A 17,684-nucleotide genomic window follows, 5' to 3' on the forward strand; every position below is an offset into this window, starting at 1 on the left:
TGATCTTTCAGCTTCGTGATTTGATCGGCGAATCGCTTTGGGTCATCAGGGGTGACTACGAGGGTGCGTTTGGGGAAGCGTAATACGACGGAATTTTGCGGGTCTGTGGCAAAGGCGCGGTAGTTGCCGAGTTGACGGTTGCGGAACAATCCGCAGAAGGAAAATAAGCCGCCGTTACCGGCAAGTCGGATTGAACTGGCCATTGCCTTTGGATCGGGTGTGGCGGAGTTCAGGGAGGATAAATTAAATCGGGAGGACCAGCCCAATCGATGAATGATCAGTTGTCCCTTCTCCAAAGTGTAGCCGCGTACCATGAAAAGAGAGCCTCCCACTAATATAAGTAATGGAGTGATAACCATGCTCAACCGTGCGACCGGATGAATCTCCGTAAAAGTCAGCATGCCAGAGAGAGCAATGCCAAGGCATATGGCGAAGCATAGAATCGTCATGAGTCTGAGCGTGCTGCCCCAGGGGGCTTTGAATCTAATACTTGCGTTCATTTACGCTAGGTTTCTGCGATATGACAGATATTCAGTGGAATTATCCGGCTCCGGTATGGTATCAAGCCATTAAAGATAGCCTAGTTTGCGGAAGGAACTTGTCCAAGACCGAAATCGCAGTCACCAGTATCACGATTAAGTTCAACGGCTAATTACGGTTATGAGGAGACGCAGATTACAAAAAATGAACCTTTTGACCGGTTGGCGTTATTAATGGACAGACCGATAAATCAATTTTCAAGAAATCATGAAAACGATCTGTTTAAGTCTGTTAATACTGGCCGGTACAATCGTCGGCGTGCGGAGTGAGGATTACCGGAAAGATATCAACCCGGCGTTGCGATATTACCAGGGTTTCGCGCTCTCGGAGAATACGGGGCGGGCGGGACGCGATTATCTGCTTACGAATGAATGGCGGGGCGTCGTGCTGGGGCAAAAATTCGGCGATGCGCTTGGGAGTTATAAACATCAATTCCGGCTGATGCGGGCAGCAGCGCACGCGAAGGTGCCGTGCGATTGGGGATTGGATTTGACCGAAGGGCCGGACTTGCTGCTGGGCCACCTGGTGCAGGTGAAAGTCGCTGCCAACGTCGGACGGTTGCGGGCAATGTGGGAATTGCAAAACGGCAAACAGGATGAAGCGCTCGATGATCTGCTCGCGACGTATACGCTGGCGCGAAACGTGTCGACCGATGGAACATTGATCTCGGTGCTGGTGCAATTTGCGTCGGAAAACATCGTGCTGGATGCGGTGGCGGAAAACTTCTACCAGTTCACGCCGGAGACGCTGAAGCAACTCGAGGAGGGAATCGAAGCAGCCCCGCCGCGCGGCACAGTGGCGCAGGCCATGAACAAAGGTGAGCGAACCCTCGGCACCTGGTTTGTGCGAGTTGTCCAGGATGCACAGAAGCAGCATCCGGGCGATGAAGCGGGTGCGATGGCGAGTATCCGCGTCACGATGCAAAATCTATTCAGCTCGGAAGGTGGGGGTGCCCAGGTGGACAGGATATTGAAAGCCGCCGGCGGAACGAGTGACGGCCTGTTGAAACTCGTTGCGGATGTGTCCCCCATGTATGACCGGGCTGCGGCCATCATGGCATTGCCACCAACAGAATATGCCGCGCAAATCGGGGCGTATACCAACGATGTTCATAATTCAACCAATCCATTGATTAGTGAATTATTCCCTGCCTTGAGCAACTCGCGGCCGAAGGAATTCGCGAGCCTGGTCAAAACTGCAATGGTGCACGCGGCGGTGGAATACAAGCTGCACGGTGACGCGGGTTTCAAGAGCGTGATGGACCCGATGGGAAAGGGGCCGTTCACGATGGAACGATTTGTTTTCGAAGGGGTGGATCGCGGGTTCCAGGTGAAATCCTCCTATGCGGGCCAAGGCTGGCCGGTGAGAATGATCTTTGTAGAAAAGGCAGGCACACCCTTCCTCGTGTATGGGAAACATGCGGGTGAGGCAGCGCCCAAACCAACCGTCAAGGAATGAATCGCCACCCGTTTCAGGGGCCGGACAGTTTGCCAGTGCGCTGTCCGGCGTTTTCTGTTATGACAATCGTGTGTTCAGCCTAAGCCCAACCTGCGTGGAAATGGAAACGCCAGATACGCGAAGCCTGCTCGCACAGGCGCAAGGGGGTGACGCGGACGCATATTGTGAAATGTGCCACGCGCTTGAAGGGCGATTGTTGCGTCACGCAATGACGCTTTGCGGCAATGAATCACTGGCGGAAGAACTGGCGCAGGAAACGCTGGTGGAAGCGTGGCGATACATTCGCCGCTACAATGGCCGTTGCCAGTTTTTCACCTGGCTCTGCGCGATCCTGCTTAACCGTTTTCGTAACGTGATGCGGGAGAAACGCCCGGCTCCGCTGTCCACGCTCGATCGCGAGGAAGAAGCAACCGCGAGAAATCACATCGAACAAATAACGGACGAGAATTGCGCTCCGGACGAGGTTGTGGAAACTTTCGAACGCGCCGCCCAAGTACGATTGTGCATCGAAAGACTTTCGCAGAAGCATCAACAGGTGATTTACCTGCGATTTTACGTGGATGATTCTCTGGAGGGAATAGCGGCCGCATTGGGTTGCTCGATTGGCACGGTGAAATCGCGGTTGTTTCACGCGCTTGAAAAATTGCGGACGATGGATGCCATGAGCGGTGAGATCGAAAATCTGCCATCCATAAAGGAAAAATTATGAAGCCTTGCACGAAGAATCAGAAGGCGTTGAGTTGGCTGGCCATTGGCGCGTTGGAAGAGGGCGACGAGGCGGAATTGCGCGTGCATGTGGAAAACTGTTCCGGCTGCCGACAGCACCTTGAGAAAATCTCGCGACTGGCCGGGGAACTCGCGACTGCGGCGCAAGCTGTGCCGGAGAAAAAGCCTTCGGACTTGTTTCACCGTCAGTTGACGCGGCGCATCAAAGTTGAGAGTCGGCGCAGTCTTTGGCCGTCGTTCGGCGGGCGATTGCGCGGCGAGAAATTCGCCTGGAGTACGGCGTTCGCAATGGCTGGAACAGCAGAGGTGCTCGTTGCCTGGTTCCTCATTTCAACTTCACATCGCAGACCGACTACAGTCGAACAGTCCGCCAATCCCATCAGGTCGGTGCCGATAAACCGGGAGGTGGAAGTGGAGCAGACTTTTGGCAGCTACCGAATGCTGGCCAACCGATCATTGGATTTGCTGGATCAGGAATTGACAGCGGAGGCGAAGAAGAGCCCGGTGAATACGCAAACCTACACCTTGTCGAGTCTGGCCAAAGTGATTGGTACGGATTAACGGTGGGCATGCGAGCAGGAGAAGAAGCAGTGAAAGCCATTTTGCCATCCTATTTCTGGTGATTAACAAAATTTGCCTAGAGACGACAGGAATAGGAATTTTATATGAACCAAGTGACAGGTTGTTGAATGCAGCAAGTCATAAGTCCTTTTCCTGTCCGGCGTCGAGTGCTTGTTGCAGTTCGGAGTCTTTTACTTTGTAGACCTGCGTTGCTGACGGGAAAACGCCGTCTCGAACTTCGTGGGCGAAACGATTTGCTGTTGCAACTGTACGATTGCGAAAGTCATCGAAGGAGGCGCTGAAACGGAAGTTGGGGTGGTGCCAACCGAGCAGATCAGTAATCACAAATATCTGGCCGTCGCATCCGGAGCCAGAGCCTATGCCGATGGTTGGGATGTCCAGTCGATCGGAGATGATTGTGGCTACGCGCTCGGGAACGCATTCCAGCAAGACGGCTTCGCTGCCGGCCAGTTGCAGTTGTTTTGATACTTCGAGCAGACTCTCAATTTCAGACGCTGTCGTGCCGAAGACTTTTCTGGTGCCAACATGTGATTGGGGCGTGTGTCCGATATGGGCGACGACCCTGATATTTTCTGAACGCAGAGCGCGGATTTTTGCGACGAGTTCCATTCCACCTTCAAGCTTGATCATATCAGCGCCGGCTTCGATGAGGCGCTTTCCGTTTAGAATTGCAGCCTCCCCTGTTTGGTAGGAATTGAAGGGCAAATCCACGAGCAACGATGCACGTTTCAAGCCGCGGCGCACAGCGCGAGCGTGATGCAGCATGTCATCCATGGTTACCTCGGAGACATCACGGTATCCGAGGACGTTGGTGCCGACCGAATCGCCGACCAGGACGAGGTCCACGGTGGAAGCATCCAGACTGAGAGCGGTGGGATAATCGTAGCAGGTCAGGGCGACGAGTTTGCCACGAGAGGCCAGGATTTCACGCAGGGTGATCATGAGATGGGTTTGGTGCTCAATCAAGATTTGGTATGAAAGCTGTTCGCGAGTTCGTTCTGGTAGGCTCCTTTTCGATCATGAATCCAACAAACCAGAGCCAATAACGGTTATCAAGAATTATCAGTGTTCGAAAATTGGTGTAAAAGTCAGGACTGATGAGCATTTAAGGCATTAAGCGAGGCGGTCTCCTCGTGGTAAAAGAGTTGTCGTTCGTTAGCAGACGAAAAAACACTCAAAGTCGAAAGGAAACCGTTATGAGTCAACGAATGGTTCAGCCTACCATCTCAACTCCTCCCCCAGTATCCTTTTTTTGAAGCAACTCGACTCTATACACGAGTCCAAAAACACTTGCCAGATTCAGTCTGAGAACTAAGCTTACAGTTTGTATGCAACCGAACGTTATCAACACTCTGAAAACCCTGCTTTTGCAGGGCAATCCGGAGTTTTGGGACGTTTTGAAAACGCAAACCTCGACGGCTCGAGAGTTCGACAAATTGTTCCTGCTCAGCTCGTTGCGGAAGAAGGCCCATGACCGGCTGCTCTCCCGTCCGGGCTTGGCTCAGGAGAAGACCCGGTTGGCGATCCTGGGCGGTTGTAGCCTCTATCCTTTCCACGAATTGCTGGAACATTTTTGCGAGATGGCCGGCCTGCCCTGCGAGATCTGGCTGGGGGATTATGACAATTACATCTCGGAAATCATGGACGAAGCCAGCCCGCTTTACCAGTTCGCGCCGGGGGTGGTGCTGTTGATTCCCTCTGAACAGCGCTGCAGGTACCGAGGCGGGTTGACGGACTCGCGGCAGGCGCAACATTTAGAGGCGACCAAGGCGGTGAACTCGTTGCTGGAGTTGGTCCGCCAAGTCCACGAGAAATCCTGCGCCGAGGTAATTGTCTCCAACTATATGCTGCCCGCCCGGCACGACCTCGGCGCCTACCGGTCGCGGACGCTTGGTTCGGATTGGACGTTTCGGAAATGGGTGAATCTGGAACTGGGGCTGAACGCTCCGCACTATCTGCATATTTGCGACCTGGAATTTCTAGCGCACCGCCACGGTGGCGTTCAATCCCGCGATGACCGTGCCTGGTTCGAGAGCAAGCAACCCTGTTCCTCCGGCCTCCTGGTCGAGTTCGCCCGCGAAGCGACCCACCTGATCGGGTCGCAACGCCGAGCGCCCAAGAAAGTGTTGGTACTGGATTTGGACAACACGCTCTGGGGCGGAGTCGTCGCGGACGACGGGTTGGAGGGCATCGTTCTGGGCGACACTTCGCCGCGCGGCGAGGCCTTCAAGGCCTTCCAGAATTATATCATTTCCCTCAAACAGCGCGGCGTGCTGCTGGCCGTGTGCAGCAAGAACGATCACAACAGAGCGGCGGAAGTTTTCGAAAAACATCCCGAAATGATTTTGCGGATGGAAGATATCGTTTCGTTCAAGGCCAACTGGGAACCGAAGTCCGATAATATCCGCCAGATGGCCGCCGAACTGAACCTCGGCCTGGACAGTTTTGTGTTCGTGGATGACAACCCGGCCGAGATCGACATCGTGCGCCAGTTCGCACCCGAGGTGACCACCATCCTGCTGGGGCCGGATGCCTCGGATTACGCTGCCCAACTCCAGGATTGCCGTTTGTTTGAGCCGCGAAACATCACCGCCGAGGACGCGGAACGCACCACCCAATACCGTTCCGAAGTCCAACGCCAGGCGTTGCAATCCTCCGTCACGGACATGGGCGCGTATTTGGAATCACTCGAGATGGAGGCCACCATAAGCGAATTCACCGCCGTGGATGTCCCCCGGTTGGCGCAACTGATCAACAAGAGCAACCAGTTCAATCTCACCACGCGCCGCCGCACCGAAGCCGATTTGCGAACTCTGATGAGCAACCCGGACTACGTGGGATTCTCCGTGCGGCTTAGGGACCGTTTTGGCGACCACGGCCTGATCTCGATTGTCATCGGGCTTCAAAAAGGCGACGCCGTGGAGGTGGACACGTGGCTGATGAGTTGCCGGGTGTTAAAACGCCAAGTGGAGGAAGAGGTCCTGAACGAACTCGCCCGCGTGGCGAAAAGCCGGGCTGCCACACGGTTGGAAGGCGTCTATCTGCCCACCGCCAAGAACGAGATGGTGCGTGACTTTTATACACGCATGGGCTTCGATTTGACCTCAGAAAACACAACGCGCCGTGAATTCACGCTGATGATCGAGAATTTCCGGCCGGTAACCACAAAGATCAAAATCATCCGCCGGGCCTATGAACCAAGCTGACATTATTGCTAAATTGCAAACCATCTTCGACACCGTGTTGCTGGATCCGGCGGTGTTAACTCCCGCCACCACTGCGAAAGACGTGCCCGAATGGGATTCGCTCACTCACATTTCCCTCATGGTGACGGTGGAGAAGGAGTTCTCCGTCCGCTTCCGCGTCGGCGAGGTCGAAAACGCCCGGAACGTGGGTGAATTGGCCGATCTAATTCTCAAGCGGATGAAGGAGGCTTGATGCGACCGGCGTTCACCTCTACCCGGCAAGCGATGATGTTTGGGCTGCTGCTGCTGCTCCTGCTTTTGCTGCCGGTCATGATGTGCAAATCCTGGTTGCCCCCGCGCCAGGAGATTTATTCCTCTCTCCCTTGGGGCGTTGGCGCTTTTCCCTACCTGCGCGAGCAAATTTTCGACGAAAAAGAGGACATGGACCTCGTCTTCATGGGGTCATCCCGCATCTGGTGGGGAATTGACACGCCACAGGTGCAGAAGGCTTTGAGCGAGAAGTTGGGGCGGAAGGCAGTTGTCAGAACGCTGGCCTGGGACTCGCCCGGTTTGGACCCGATGTACTTTATCATGCGGGATCTGTTGGAGCACCGGAAAGTTCGCGTCATCGTATTTAGCGATTGCAGCATGGGAGGGGGCAACACCGCCCACCCGCGGGCACACGCCTGGTTCCGTTGGGCGGACAACGCCGGAGATCTTACCGGACTGTCGTCGCGTTCAAAAATTTCGTTTTATTGCAGCACGGTTCTGGGCATGCCGCGGAATCTTCTGGGTTTGCTGCGCACCAACCTCCCGCCCGTTCAATCGGATGAAATTTCCTGGACTGGATTCGAGCACATACCGAACCCGTCGTTTCGAATGGGATCGCTTGCCTTGCGCATGAGATTGGACAAACCGTTCACTGATTACACTCCGCATACCAGCGCCAGCCCATCAGATGTATGTATTTATTCCGAAGCCACCAAGCCGGAGTTTCGATTTTTGGAGAATGCGATTTCACCCATGCAGGCCGTGTTCGTCTCTAAAATGGGTGCGCTGGCCAGGGAGCATAATGTTAAACTTGTATATGTGCATCTGCCGGAATCCACCGAGATGAAATCTACGTTGATACAGGAACCTGCCTTTTGGCCCGGACTGGTGGGCAGCAACCTGACCATGATGGGAATTGCTCCGGCAAAGCTTTTCGGCGGACTGGCCGACGAGGACATTCTAAAGCTGTTTTTTAACTCTGAACATTTCAACCAGAACGGCCAGATTTATTTCACGTCCGTTATCACCCCTCGTCTCGTGCAGGTTTATGAAGATCAAACCAAACCTTAAAACTTTCATTTACTTGGTGGTGATCGCATTGAGCCTGGGTGCCCTGGCGCTGGTGGCCACCTCTAACAGCCAGTTCACAGATACCAAGGTCGTTTACCAAGGTTTTTAAGATGCGCGAACTGTTGATCCAGTTGGCCGAACTGCTCGGCTACATTTTGGCGGGGCGCTCAGTGATGAAAGGACTGCAAGGCTGGTGGCGGGAACTCGCATTTACCGGCTTGAACCTCGCCGCCCTGTATGCGTTTTTCTTTTGCGACAAGGAGAGTCGAAGCGCTCCGGTTTTTGTCGCTTACGTGGTGTTGGTGAGTGTCCAGTATCTGATGCTCAGACTTTTCGCAGAGCGGAAGGGCTGGCTGCCCTGGCTGGCGTTCTTCACGCCGATTCTGTTCCTGAGCCTGGCTAGATACGCGCCCTGCAAATTTCCATGCAGGTGGGGGGGATATCAGCTCTTCAACATGCGCTTTATCGGCATCTCCTATTTGGCCTTTCCGCAGCAGCTATCTCGTGCTGGAAATCCGCAATGGCGCGGCACCCCGTCCAGGTTTCCTGGAATACCTCGGCTTTTGCTTTTTTGTTCCCACGATGTCCGTGGGGCCGATTAACCCTTACAGCAATTACCGCCGCGGTTTCGAGGCGCAACCGACCGTAATCCCGGCGAGTCGGGCCTGGTTGCGCATTCTCGTGGGGTTGGTCAAATACAAGTTCCTGGGAAGCATCTGGTTTCGCCTGACCTACGCCAACTTGTTGTTTGACGATCATTATCATCCTCGGCTGGATTTGCTGGTGGCCATGGTTTTTTATTACCTGTACCTCTACTGCAATTTTTCCGGCTTTTGCGACATGGCCATCGGTGCGGCTGGAATGATGGGCATTCCGGTGGCTGAGAATTTCAACAATCCGTTCGCCGCGCGCAACATTAAGGATTTTTGGAACCGCTGGCACATCACCTTGTCGCAGTACATGCGTGACGTCGTGTTCGCCCCGCTCTCCAAATCCCTCGTGCGCCTTGGTGGACCGGCACTGGTCGATCATGCCATTGCGGTTACCATTGTCATGGTGTTTCTCCTGGTGGGTGTCTGGCATGGGGTTGGCTGGAATTTTGCCGCCTACGGGGCGGTGCACGCGCTCGGGGTGGTCGCGAATCATTACTACACCATCGGCCTGAAAAAGTGGCTCGGTCGGGAAGGGTTCAAGGCTTACAACATTAATCCGTGGATTCACGGGGTTGCAGTGGTGTTGACTTTCGGTTACTGCGCGGCCAGCCTGATTTTTTTCGCAAACACCTTTCCGCAGATCAAGGAGATGTTTTCCCTGATGAGATGATTGATCGAAACACAGACTCTTTCCCGCTCCGCAAATGAAGAATTCACAGCTTGCCTTTCATCATTTCGGCCTGGCAGTGCGCCGGCCCGAGGAGGCCCGGGTTTTCGTTTCGTCGCTGGGATACCAGCTGGGCGAGTCGGTATTCGACCCGGCGCAAAACGTCCACCTGCAACTCTGCGCGCATGACACCCATCCAGCCGTGGAGATCATCTGGCCGGGAGAAACCAAGGGGCCAAGTGACAGGTTGATCGAATGCCACCCGGCCGGCATCATCTACCATGTTTGTTATGAAACGAACGACCTCCCGGTCGCGCTGGCGCGGTTTGAGGAAGCCAGGCTGCGCGTCATCTGCATTTCTCCGCCCACCCCAGCGCCGTTGTTTGGCGGGCGCAAAGTCTCCTTCTATAAAATCACTGGTATCGGATTGATCGAGATACTCGAAGTTTGATCCTGAGGCTGTCTTCGCAGTCGTTAAGGGACAATCCATAAACGACTGCCCACAGCCGCCCAATTATTCCGCTCAACCCTTCGACTCAGCGGGTTGCCCGCGCAAGCTTTGGGAAGCTTGCGCGGGATTATTTGTTTGGCGATTTAGTTACAGCTTACTGGCCGTAGAAGAACTTCGTGCCATTGCCGCCCAGGTCGAACCAACTTCCCCAGCTGCCGCCAGGGCTGCTTTGATAAATGGACCAGACATCCTTGGTGCCGGTGCCGATGACGAAAACCTGCAACTCACCGTTTTTATTGTTGCCCAGCGTGATTGCAGGTTCCGAACTTCCACCCAGGTTGCTCCAGGAGTGCCAACGGCTGCCTGGTTGATCCTGCCACACGTGGTAGGTATTGCCATTGCTTCCCACGCCGAACATCTCCAGGCGTCCGTCAGGATTGATGCCCACTGCGAAGCCGGGCTGTATCCCTGATTGTCCGCCAAAACCAATGAAACCATTCCAGGCACCACCAGGCGTGGTTTGGTAATTATGCCAGACATTGCCGCCGCTATCGACGCCAAAAAGCTCCAATGTGCCGTCGGCGTTTTTGGCGATTGCCAGATGTGAATTCAGGCCGGCGGAAGCGCTGCCCATGTCCGCCCAGCCATTGAAGACCTGGCCGGGCGAGGTCTGCCAGTTGTGCCAAACATGGCCGTTCTGACCCTGGCCAAAAATTTCCAGACGACCATCTTTATTGGCTATCCCCACCATTCCGGCCTTGATTTGCTGGCCAGTAATATCGCTCCAACTGGTGGTCCAGGCGCCGTTGACAGCGGTTTGCCATTCATGCCACACATCGCCATTGTTGCCGATGCCGAAGACTTCAAGTCGACCGTCCGCATTGGACAGAGCGACCAGATTGGTGACGCTGGGGCCTGCCTGATTGCCCCAACCGTTCCACGCGCCGCCGCCGCCGATGGTTTGGAAGTTGTGCCAGACTTTTCCGCTGCCAGTGGAAGCAAAGAGTTCCAGGCGTCCGTCTTTATCACGGCCGACTGCCGGGCCGGCGATGCTGTTCCCGTTGGCCATGTCAATCCAGCCATTCCAACCGCTGTTCGGAGCAGACTGGTAGTTGTGCCATATGTCGCTGTTGGCTCCGACGCCAAACATTTCCAGGCGTCCATCCGAGTTCGCAATGATCGGACCGACGAAAGCGGAATAGGAGGTTTGGGAGGTGCCGCCGCTGCCGATGCCCAGCGTCGCGATCATGTCGGACGTAGTGCCATTGAACACGTCCAAATCAATGCTTGAGCCGCCATACTGCCAGAAATCCCAGGCACCTGATCCCCAAATACCGCTGCCACAACTCGGGCACGGAGTGCTGCCCCAAGGGCTGCCGGACTGCGCGCTTTCGCCGCTGGGATTGGCAATCCAGGGAATCCACTGCCCGACGCTGCCGTCAAAGTTGCAAGCCTGGCACGTGGAACAGTAAAGCACTGGACGAACCTTGACGCCATTCCCATTGGCATTATTCACGATGGCATCGCACCACGCATTGGCCCAGGCGGAGTAGCTGCCCGCGCCAACCACGCCATTAAAAGTTTCAAAATCCAGCGCCGGCATGGCGGATTTGCCATCGTTTTTGATATAGCCGCCGGCCTGGTTCCAGAAGTAACTGGCCTCCGCGCCGGGGCTGTCCAGGTCAGGACGGGCGAAATGATAGGCGCCGATGAGAGTGCCGGCGGCCTTGGCGTTGTTTTCGTTGATGACGAAATCCCCATCAATGAAGTAAGTCCCTTCGGTGGCCTTGGCCCAGCCGAACGAAATGCCTGACCAGTTGACGCCGGAGCCTTGGTAGCTGGATACATCAATGCCGAGCGGCCGTTGCGCCTGTGCCAGCCCTGGAGCAAGGATCAGCCCCAACGCGGAGGCGATCAGAGCCAACCGCGGCGGGGTTGAAGCGGCGACGGGTTTAAGTGATTTTTTCATGTGGTTCTTCTTCCGTAGTTGTTATGGTATTTGTTAGGCGAAGGCATAAAGAGGCCATGCCATTCGATTGGTGACGACTATCGCTGTATCTGTCTTCCATGGGTGGCGTCAACGATTTTTGCCAAGAAATGGGCGTTCAGATAGATGAGTAGCATAAGTGGATTAATTAGATTAATTCACTTGTTTTGACCTCGATGCCTGGCGTTAAGGCCATGCGTACGTGTGGCTATTGGTTGCCGCATTTTCCAAAACGCAACAGAGGTCTGGACGGGACTGAATTTAGAGCGAAGGGTGGGCTGAAGTATGTGATGCAGGCTTAGGTTTGATCCATTGTGATTGCCGAGGAGTTGCAGGTTCCAATATTCTAGTAGTTGTAAACGTGGCGTGGCGAGCCCGGCGGGTGGAATCTGTGCCGGATCCTTTTTATCCTGGCCCAGCCCCAACCATCCACCCATACCGAATGCCAAAAATAATTTCCGGAATGGGGAAAAGAACTGGGATGAAAGGAAGCGGTAAGCCGGATGAACGTGGAGACTGAAAAGCCATGACTCTGAACGATGGAACCGAATCAGCACGGAACTGTCCAATATTTACGGACGCATAGTGCGTGGTAGTAAATCAGCGGACATACCTGCCTATGCTTTTAGCAGCATGCACAGCCGAACCCTTCAAGGTTTGCGTCCCCAAATGCAATGGAAATGGCTAAAACCCTGAAGAGCTTAAATCTCACCTTCTCAAGGTAGCCCGGGTCTAATCAACATTTTTGATTAAACTTGGTAGTTCGGCGGGCCCGCCGGATTCAAAAGACCGGTATCTTTGAAGCAAATTTTAAGGCTATGCGAGGTTTTTTGTCCCAGAAATCGGCCAGGTTTTAAGGTGTAGGTTGTACCTCTGGTAGTGAAAATGAGAAAGCGAGCCATTTGACCTTTGGCTGAGCCCTCCTGCTATGACCAGGACCGAGGCCATGATGATGAGTTTCCGTTGCTTCCCCATCCTGTTCTATAGATTCGCGTATTTGGCCAAAGGCCCGTGGAAGGGATTGAGACTGATGCTTGATAGTGAATTAAGAATCTCTCGATCTCGGGTTGAATCTTGGTTTATTCAACTCTGGAGTGTTCCTGTGTATCGAGTTCTTCGTGGCGTTGAATGGTGTCGCGTTGGAGGTAGGGGCGGAGCCAGATGCGTTCGATGGTGGGATAGCTCGCGATGATGGGGAGGACGAGGAGTACGCCGATTACGCCGGCAATGAGTCCGGCGGCGAGGCATGAGATGAGGACGGTCAGTTCTGAAAGCCTCAAGCGGTTCCCGTACACTTTCGGCACGATGAAGTAGTTTTCGGCCAAGTGGTATGCGCTGTAGAGGATAGCCACCAGCATTGCGGCTTTCACTGAAACTGTGAGGGCGAGCAGCACTGCGGGAATGGTGAACAGGAAGAATCCAATGATCGGCAATAAATCAAAAATGCCTGCCATCACGGCGAGCAGGGCGGCGTTGGGCACGTGCAGCAGTTTAAGGACAGTAAATGCGTATATGCCGCAGATCACCGAGGTGATGATGTTTCCGACTACGTACTGGCTGACCACCTCCGTGATTTCTTCTGCAGCAGCGGCTGTTTTGCGACGTTGCTCTTCGGGCAGAAAGGCGATGAGCCATCGGTACACGCGGTCTCCTTCCGCGATCAGGTAGAGCGAAAGGATGAGCACCAGGAAGAACTCAGCCATTCTTTCCAGTCCCACGCCGCCCCAAGTAACAGCTTTCTTGAGCAATGGTTCCAGGTTGGAGTAAGCCGAGGCGCTGAAAAATCGGTCGGCCAGATTGCGGACGACTCCGGATGCGGGCGGGCTTTGGAGTATGCGCTCTTTGAACTCCGGAAGTTTTTGGATGAATTCTGTTCCCTGCTTTGAGATAGCCGGTACGAGGAGTCCAAAGACGAGGGCGGTGGAACAAAAGAGAATCGAGCCGCAGGCAAGGATACCAGCCGATTTTGGCCAATGGTGCCGGGCGGTCCATCGAAACAGTGGCCGGAAGGCAATGGCGAGCAGGAGCGAGAGGGCGAGTAATGCAAGGAAGCGGGAGAGTCGCACGGTGATGTATGCCAGCAGACAGGCGGCAGCGATCTTGAGGATGGTGCGCCAGGGAATGATGATCGCAAATAGCGAGGGGCCTGAACTTTTCTCCATACACGTCCTTGCTAATCATTCCTTACACTTGGAGGCGGGGGGAAGCAAGGGCGGAAATTCCCTCTGCCTTTGGCATTTGGGTGTGCTGAACGGGCAGACGGTTAGAGAATCATGTATCTTCGATCTTCCATGTTCAACAGCCTCGCTGTTCAGAAAAAGATTGGGCTACGGTCCGAATTCGACGACGGGACCAGTTACGTCGGGATCAATGTCCACTTTGTAACCGAAGAGCCGGTGCTGTTTTAATGCATCAATACCATGAGTAAACATCTCCTGTGAAATCTCCCCGACATCTTCGCGTCGCAATTTAAGGAGATCTGTGGCCAGATGGCGGCTGAGTTTGATCGAGGCGGAATCGCCTTTGGGGTCGCGCTCGCTAATTTGGTCGAGTACGTAGTCACGGGCTTCGAGTCCTGTCATAAAATGGCTCCTTATCGTTATTATCGTTAAAGTCTATTTTGATATTTCTGAGCGGGGAACCCTCTGACACCTCCATTCACACAATACACGCGGTTTTGGCGGCGGACAACCGGGTGGCGGATTAAGGCCAATGAGGAGCGTGTTCAATGATACGGCGAACTTAAGAATCCAATCGATTACACCTTATGCCAAAGGTGATCAGCGGTGTTTCGCTGGTTAAGGAGCGATTGAGTTCAGGGCTTTTGGAAGAGGTAGAGGGTTTTTGGGGGAGTGTAGCTGTAGATGTCGTTGTAGTAGGATCCAGCGTTTTCGCCGCCCCAGATAAGCATTTGGCTGCCAGTCCAGACGGCGGTGTGGAGATGGCGGGCGGCTGGAGCGCCATTGGTAGTGATTGGTTTCCAGGTGTCTGTCGCCGGGTTGTAGATCCCGCCATTTTGCAAGGTATTGGTGTTGCAGAAACCGCCCCATATAATCATCTCGGTGCCGGTCCAGACGGCAGTGTGATCATTGCGGGCCTGGGGTGCATTGATCATGGATACTGCTGTCCAGGTGTTGGAGACGGGATTGTAACGCGCACCGTCGTTGAGATAGCCGCTGTTGCCATTGCCTCCCCAGACAATCAGTTCGGTGCCGGTCCAGATGCTGGTGTGCAGCTGGCGAGGGACCGGGGCGTTGGTGTTGGACATGGGAGTCCAGGTGTCGGAAACAGGATTGTAGCGGGCGCCATCATTCAGGTATTGGGTGTGCATGCCGCCCCAGATGAGCATTTCTGTTCCTGTCCAGACACCGGTGTGAAAGAGACGAGGGGCAGGGGGGGTCACATCGCTGACGGGAGTCCAGATGTTGGAGACGGGATTGTAACGTGCGCCATTTCCAAAGTAACCGCCGACATCCCCATAGCCGCCCCAAATGATCATCTCGGTGCCGGTCCAGATGGCGGAGGGGGCGTCGCGAGGGAAGAGGGTACTGGCTGAAGGCATCGCGGTCCAGATGCAGGAGACGGGGTTTACACGCCAACCGTCGCACACATAGGGTCCATTGGCGTATCCGCCCCAGATATATACCTCGCTGCCAGTCCAGAGGGCGGGAAACCAGCGCCGCGCGGGAATGGCGGAATTACTGGGAACGGGAAACCAAGTGTTGGAGGTGGGATTGTAACGGCCACCATCGTTGTAGTAGTTGCTGCCAGCGCTACCGCCCCACACAAACATTTCGGTGCCGGTCCAGACGGCATCGTGTCCGAGACGCGCGGAGGGAGCGCCGGTGTTGGAGCGTTGCTCCCAAGCTTCGGTGATGGGGAAATTGCCGACTGGTTGATAACCGGCGTTGACCAGATTGGAGGTGTTGGCGCTGGTCGACATCACAATACCCCCACTGACAATGCCCGACTGACCGGAAGATGCGAGATTGGCGGCGGCGGCGCCGGGTGCGAGACTGGCAGAGGTAATGGTCGCGCTGGCAAGCTTGGCTCCCGTTATCGTGCCGTCAGGAACGGTGGAGGCGGTATTAGCCGACATGGCATAACCAACTGAGGTCAGTCTCTGGTCCGGAGCCAACATGTGGAATCCATTGACGCAATCGTTGAACCAGATGCGTAGCCGGACATCAGTATTGGCGAAGGGATTTGGGGGGATGGAGACCATGCTAAGTGCCGGATCTCCCAAAAAAATATGGAACAGGCCATTGGTAACGTTGAGGCCAATGGTGGAAGTTGGTTGGCTGCCGTTGCTACTGGTGGCGTCGTTGCTCCAGAACGAAAGAGAACCGTTACTATTGACGAGGGCAAATTTGAACTGACCCGTGCCAGTGAAGTTGGTGCCGTTTACGGTGACGCGGCCCTGGTAGCTGATGAGCGTCGGGACTTGTGCGAGGAGGTTGAAAGTGAAAGTAAAAAGGAGCAAGGCAATTGCGAGCGGACTAAAATGTTTGATCATAAGTGTTACGTCTCAACGGGTAATTGGATCGCACAATCAAATCCGCATGGATCGAAGAGCATCACGAGTTACCAGGGTGTTCGCGAGACGAAAGATTACGATCGGAAATTATACAGATTTGGGCTCGGGGCGGAACTGGGTGTTTACCCTATGATTAGCGGAGAACTCGGCTGCGAATTGAGATCTGGTCCGACAAAGGAAACAAACCGCGAAGATAACTGCATGGTACGTAAGTAATGAAGAAGCAGATGAATGATGACAGCTGCAGCAATTATGTTGTTTTTGAGTCATCCGGGGATTGGAGGGCGTTTGGGAGTTTATCAAGCGGTACGGGACTGAGATTTTGTCGCCGTTAAGAGGAGTAGAGTGAGAGGAGAATCAGCTCGGCTGATGCCAAAAAGGAGGCTATGGTCGCGGGTGAAACTACATATTTCGGCTTTAAAATAAGGAATTCAGATGTATGGTAACAGTCTCTTGACACGGTTTTGAGATATTCTTAATTTCTGTGAAATGAATGGAAGGGTATGTGTGAACAGCGCCTGATCAGTGGCGAATTTCCATTCGAACGCGGGGCGGCATCACTGCTGGCAGACCTGCTTTTGGGTTCTCAAGTGAAATACTGCAGGCCACCAACTTTCTACTTACACCGGGAGCCACAAGGCGAAGGAAGTTGCGAGAGCCCAATTTCAATGTCGAATGGAAATGTGGAAGCCATCGGAAGGTAAAAAAATACTCGATAACCGCGGCGATTGAGGATATGACAAGGAGCAAATTGAAAGGTTGAAGTCCGGAGTACCAATAAAAGTATCAAGGTGGTTATGAAAATAGTAAAAATTTCACCGTTGGTTTTGTTCTGCTGCGTGCTGGTGGCCGCGCTGGGGGGAACATCGTGTTCGCCGACCAAGTCGAAGGAGAAAACCGCGGGGCAAAGGATTGATGAGCGGAATCAGAGGTTAAAGTGGAGGATTGCGACCACGCTTGGGGAATATGAGCGAGTGGGAATGAAGGATCCCAGTTGGGACGCCGACGCGAAGGCTGCGCTGGAAAGTTTTGCGAACATGGATGTGACGGATTCCAGCGAAGCGTATAATGATTTGAGACGGGTGGGGTCCTATGCCGAGGCGGCAAACTACAAAGGATGCAAGGATCCTTTGGTGGAATATCTTTACATGAAGAATGGCTATGACTGGCAGAACCACACCAAGGCGGAGAATGTGAAGAAATATACCGAGGTGGGTAATGCCATGGCCAATAGCGGTTACTGCGAAATTCGCAAGTTTTATGGTTGCCTGCGAATGGCGCTGACGATTTTTGATTTGGAAGCCGAGAACCAGGATTACTATCGGTTGCGACACGATTCGGAGGCGCACCTGGCCGCGGCGCTGGAAGAAAAGGAACTGCCGCCAGCGGAGGCTGCCATGGCCTGCAGGATGATGTTGGAATCGACCAGGAATAATACCGGTGAGTTTCCGGCGGCCTATGAAGCCATGGAGAAACCGCTGTTCAAAAACTTCGCAAAAACCTCGGTGCCCTATGTGGCCAAGGGGTATTACAACATTGAACTGGCCTGGATGGCGC

Annotated in this window: 17 protein-coding genes; 11 read left to right on the plus strand and 6 right to left on the minus strand. The window is 54.2% G+C overall.

Annotated elements, in window-relative coordinates:
* The coding region (locus CFLAV_RS30440) for a PH domain-containing protein (protein WP_007418785.1) at positions 1-500 on the minus strand (500 nt) is incomplete at its 3' end.
* 247 nt (positions 501-747) lie between these two features.
* Here CFLAV_RS30440 and CFLAV_RS30445 point away from each other — a divergent pair.
* From CFLAV_RS30445 to CFLAV_RS30455, 3 genes are all read left to right on the plus strand, one after another.
* Complete coding sequence (locus CFLAV_RS30445; protein WP_007418787.1) at positions 748-1,998, plus strand: hypothetical protein; 1,251 nt, start codon at positions 748-750, stop codon at positions 1,996-1,998.
* Positions 1,999-2,098: 100 nt separating this feature from the next.
* Entirely contained in the window at positions 2,099-2,707 is a 609-nt protein-coding gene (locus tag CFLAV_RS33495) for an RNA polymerase sigma factor (RefSeq protein ID WP_160164696.1), read from the plus strand.
* On the plus strand, positions 2,704-3,285 hold the full coding sequence (locus CFLAV_RS30455) for a hypothetical protein (RefSeq protein WP_007418789.1): 582 nt from the start codon (positions 2,704-2,706) through the stop codon (positions 3,283-3,285). The genes CFLAV_RS33495 and CFLAV_RS30455 overlap by 4 nt, the downstream gene beginning before the upstream one ends.
* Positions 3,286-3,423: 138 nt before the next feature.
* Here CFLAV_RS30455 and panB read toward each other — a convergent pair whose 3' ends face one another.
* Complete coding sequence (panB, locus tag CFLAV_RS30460; RefSeq protein WP_007418790.1) at positions 3,424-4,248, minus strand: 3-methyl-2-oxobutanoate hydroxymethyltransferase; 825 nt, start codon at positions 4,246-4,248, stop codon at positions 3,424-3,426.
* Positions 4,249-4,634: 386 nt separating this feature from the next.
* On the opposite strand from panB, the gene CFLAV_RS30465 reads away from it, so the two are divergent.
* Genes CFLAV_RS30465 through CFLAV_RS33500 form a run of 7 tightly spaced genes read left to right on the plus strand, consistent with a single transcriptional unit; the run spans position 4,635 to position 9,603 of the window.
* Positions 4,635-6,512, plus strand: a complete 1,878-nt coding sequence (locus CFLAV_RS30465) for an HAD-IIIC family phosphatase (protein WP_007418791.1) — start codon at positions 4,635-4,637, stop codon at positions 6,510-6,512.
* Positions 6,499-6,744: an acyl carrier protein gene (locus CFLAV_RS30470; RefSeq protein ID WP_007418792.1), complete on the plus strand. Its 246-nt coding sequence runs from the start codon at positions 6,499-6,501 to the stop codon at positions 6,742-6,744. Before CFLAV_RS30465 ends, CFLAV_RS30470 begins: the two co-directional genes overlap by 14 nt.
* On the plus strand, positions 6,744-7,832 hold the full coding sequence (locus CFLAV_RS30475; RefSeq protein ID WP_007418793.1) for a hypothetical protein: 1,089 nt from the start codon (positions 6,744-6,746) through the stop codon (positions 7,830-7,832). Before CFLAV_RS30470 ends, CFLAV_RS30475 begins: the two co-directional genes overlap by 1 nt.
* Complete coding sequence (locus CFLAV_RS37055; protein WP_007418794.1) at positions 7,810-7,941, plus strand: hypothetical protein; 132 nt, start codon at positions 7,810-7,812, stop codon at positions 7,939-7,941. Before CFLAV_RS30475 ends, CFLAV_RS37055 begins: the two co-directional genes overlap by 23 nt.
* Before the next feature lies 1 nt (position 7,942).
* Positions 7,943-8,434, plus strand: coding sequence for a hypothetical protein (locus CFLAV_RS35875; RefSeq protein WP_007418795.1), 492 nt, complete (start codon positions 7,943-7,945; stop codon positions 8,432-8,434).
* Positions 8,421-9,155, plus strand: coding sequence for an MBOAT family O-acyltransferase (locus CFLAV_RS30485; RefSeq protein ID WP_237712487.1), 735 nt, complete (start codon positions 8,421-8,423; stop codon positions 9,153-9,155). The genes CFLAV_RS35875 and CFLAV_RS30485 overlap by 14 nt, the downstream gene beginning before the upstream one ends.
* Before the next feature lie 34 nt (positions 9,156-9,189).
* Positions 9,190-9,603 (plus strand): VOC family protein, encoded by a 414-nt coding sequence (locus CFLAV_RS33500; RefSeq protein WP_007418797.1) that lies wholly within the window; start codon positions 9,190-9,192, stop codon positions 9,601-9,603.
* Between the two features lie 154 nt (positions 9,604-9,757).
* On the opposite strand, the gene CFLAV_RS33505 is transcribed toward CFLAV_RS33500, so the two are convergent.
* The 4 genes from CFLAV_RS33505 to CFLAV_RS30515 form a co-directional block, all read right to left on the minus strand.
* Positions 9,758-11,572 carry a DUF8189 domain-containing protein gene (locus CFLAV_RS33505; protein WP_007418798.1) on the minus strand — a complete coding sequence of 605 codons (1,815 nt, stop codon included), beginning with the start codon at positions 11,570-11,572 and terminating at the stop codon, positions 9,758-9,760.
* A 1,097-nt stretch (positions 11,573-12,669) separates the two neighbouring features.
* Positions 12,670-13,752 (minus strand): AI-2E family transporter, encoded by a 1,083-nt coding sequence (locus CFLAV_RS30505; protein ID WP_007418801.1) that lies wholly within the window; start codon positions 13,750-13,752, stop codon positions 12,670-12,672.
* A 165-nt stretch (positions 13,753-13,917) separates the two neighbouring features.
* Positions 13,918-14,172, minus strand: a complete 255-nt coding sequence (locus CFLAV_RS30510) for a hypothetical protein (protein WP_007418802.1) — start codon at positions 14,170-14,172, stop codon at positions 13,918-13,920.
* 233 nt (positions 14,173-14,405) lie between these two features.
* Positions 14,406-16,106 (minus strand): Kelch repeat-containing protein, encoded by a 1,701-nt coding sequence (locus CFLAV_RS30515; RefSeq protein ID WP_007418803.1) that lies wholly within the window; start codon positions 16,104-16,106, stop codon positions 14,406-14,408.
* A gap of 818 nt (positions 16,107-16,924) precedes the next feature.
* On the opposite strand from CFLAV_RS30515, the gene CFLAV_RS30530 reads away from it, so the two are divergent.
* Positions 16,925-17,684: hypothetical protein (locus CFLAV_RS30530; protein ID WP_007418804.1), on the plus strand; the 760-nt coding region annotated here is incomplete at its 3' end.

It is taken from the genome of Pedosphaera parvula Ellin514, from assembly GCF_000172555.1.
GTDB lineage: Bacteria > Verrucomicrobiota > Verrucomicrobiia > Limisphaerales > Pedosphaeraceae > Pedosphaera.